The sequence below is a fragment of the Rhizobium sp. RHZ02 genome, assembly GCF_014851575.1.
Lineage (GTDB): Bacteria > Pseudomonadota > Alphaproteobacteria > Rhizobiales > Rhizobiaceae > Rhizobium > Rhizobium altiplani.
Genome location: NZ_JACUZX010000066.1, coordinates 1 through 2,149, shown reverse-complemented (window position 1 = coordinate 2,149; position 2,149 = coordinate 1). Strand labels below are relative to the sequence as shown.

Genomic DNA, 2,149 nt, shown 5'->3' with positions numbered 1-2,149 from the left:
AGGGAAACCTCAAACTGATTTTGCAAGGAAACAGCCCGTTCGGTGGCTGTTTCCGGCAATTAGAAGATCTGCAGATCCTTCGATTCCTATGTCTAATCAGCAGCTTCCGTGTTCTTCACGGCCGACGCAATAAGGCCGACAACGATGAGGAAGGCGAAAATAGTGCCAGGGATCTCGAAGCGGTTCACACCTTCTCCTGACACTTTAGGGCTGCATCTAGCATAAGCTCATAGCCCTCCTTCAAGCCTCCGCACACATGGCAGGCATAGCCGTAGTGGACTTCTTCGGGGGCCAGCATCTCGGGCGTTGGCTCGCGCATCGCTTCGATCGCAGCAACGGCCTTGACGCGGAACCCGCGCTTTTGGGTATCGTGAACGTCCGCCCACGGGATCTCGTGGCGAACGGCGTCAAACGGTTCCGCTTCGTAGATCGCCCGAGCAACCTTCTCGACCATATCCATCACATCACCTTCCGTGTAGAACCTTCAGCCTATCATAAGTCTCTTCCACCAACCGGGATGCTTCTCGGACATCAACCGCCCATCCATGGTGCGGCATGATCGTTCGCCTCTGCCAGGGAATGTGGTTTATCGCCCATATCCATTGGCCCTTCTTGAGGCTCGTGAGATCGAGGAAGATCCTCCCGAACTGTAGATCACCTTCCCATGCTGCAAAGTCTTGGTGGCTTTCGTCAAGCCACGTCTCTCGCCATTTGTGTTTGGGTTGATAGTCCACCCGGGCTGACCTGTTAGCTAGATTTTCGTTTGGACCTGGGCTTATCATCTCTTTTCCGAATGATGTCGGGTGTTTTGTTGATCTTCCCGGTGATTTCCACGCGCAGGCCGCATTGGTCGGCATTGACGCTATAGACCCTATCGCAGCCCCAGACGGTGCCTATCGCGGTCTTCAGGCCGTCGAGCTGGCAATCCCCGATCTTCTCCCGGATGTCATCCGTCGCGTAGGCTTTATGTCGCCTGCAATAGGCGCACGTCGCCGACAGCCGATAGCCATTGTAATCGGAATGGTAGGATTGGTGTTTGGCCGCAGTGAACATCGGAATCATCTCCTCGAAAGGTCTGTGCGCCGCACGAGATGAGATAGCTTCCGCCCCGAAGTTGGATGAGAAATGATGGCGAAGACACCCGGCGTCAAGATGTCATCCGCCGATGACAGCAGACTGTGGTCAACGGCGGCCTGAACCGTGGGAAGTACCGGGCAGGGATCCGGCCAACCACAGAACCTCAGTGCCTTTCCGTGGGAGGCTGACATCGCTTTGATCTGTGGAGAGGGCAATCGTGATGTCGTATAAGTAGACGGCAGATGCGGCTTGCAAGGAGGGAGTGGAACGGTGAAAGCGATTACAATTTCTGGCCTCATTATGGTAGCCTTCGCATCTGGAGCGTATGCCGCGACCTTAACGGGGGACCAGTTGAAAAGCGAGCTGGTAGGCCACCCAATCCATTGGAAGTCCAAGACGCAATCGGGTATCACAACTTACAAACCAGACGGAACAATTGAAGCGACTGTCGACGGGGACAAGACTGCCTACAAGGGCACATGGAGCATTAAGGGCAACAAGATTTGCGAGAAGTTTGACAAGGAAAAATGCGCAACGATCAATTCGCTTGGAGGGAAGAAGTACTCCAAGGGGGGCGGAACGCTCACGGTCGAATAGCCTTGTTTCCGCCACGCCGGCGACATCTGACCGTTGCATCGCCGTGCTACTTCACACCCCAGTGAAGGAGAATGGCCATGCAGGACCTATCTATGTCAGAAGTTTTGAAAGATCCTCTGATCCGGCAAATGCTGCGGGCCGACAAGGTGAGCCTCGGTGCATTCGCCGTACTGCTTGAGAAGGCGGCTCAGGAACGTGGACGCAGATTTGCGGCTGTCGATTGGGAAGCGTTTAGGAGTGCGGCTGCTTCAACCGCTCAACGGTACCCGTCATCGGAGTGAATTCGATACATTTCCCCGCCTGCCCCGGCGTCGGTTAGGGCACGCCTGAGGCTCGCTGTAGTGGCGAGCCTTATACATTGCGAGGCCGGTGCATCGGTTATGATGCACCGGCCTCGTTTGCCATTGAGGTGATTGCAACACCGCAGTGACGATGCGCAGAGCGGTTGGTCCTAGCGGGCCTGAACTTTCGTTCG

4 protein-coding genes are annotated in these 2,149 nt (G+C 55.5%); 2 read left to right on the top strand and 2 right to left on the bottom strand.

The window, feature by feature from the left end; all coding sequences use genetic code 11:
* On the top strand, positions 1-200 hold a 200-nt coding region (locus tag IB244_RS31930; protein WP_210334369.1), incomplete at its 5' end, for a hypothetical protein.
* Here the strand turns inward: IB244_RS31930 and IB244_RS31490 are convergent.
* Positions 185-460 (bottom strand): hypothetical protein, encoded by a 276-nt coding sequence (locus IB244_RS31490; RefSeq protein ID WP_192306973.1) that lies wholly within the window; start codon positions 458-460, stop codon positions 185-187. The two genes, IB244_RS31930 and IB244_RS31490, sit on opposite strands and share 16 nt — an antisense overlap.
* A 287-nt stretch (positions 461-747) precedes the next feature.
* Complete coding sequence (locus IB244_RS31485) at positions 748-1,053, bottom strand: hypothetical protein (protein ID WP_192306971.1); 306 nt, start codon at positions 1,051-1,053, stop codon at positions 748-750.
* Positions 1,054-1,347: 294 nt separating this feature from the next.
* Here IB244_RS31485 and IB244_RS31480 point away from each other — a divergent pair, with 294 nt between their 5' ends.
* The gene (locus IB244_RS31480; RefSeq protein WP_192242137.1) at positions 1,348-1,674 is read left to right on the top strand and encodes a hypothetical protein; all 327 of its coding nucleotides are present in this window, start codon (positions 1,348-1,350) and stop codon (positions 1,672-1,674) included.
* The last annotated feature ends 475 nt before the right edge of the window (positions 1,675-2,149 follow it).

Bases quoted from the DNA above. Each gene is read 5' to 3' on its own strand.
- IB244_RS31490 (WP_192306973.1), bottom strand. From the start codon at position 460: ATGGATATGGTCGAGAAGGTTGCTCGGGCGATCTACGAAGCGGAACCG.
- IB244_RS31485 (WP_192306971.1), bottom strand. From the start codon at position 1,053: ATGTTCACTGCGGCCAAACACCAATCCTACCATTCCGATTACAATGGC.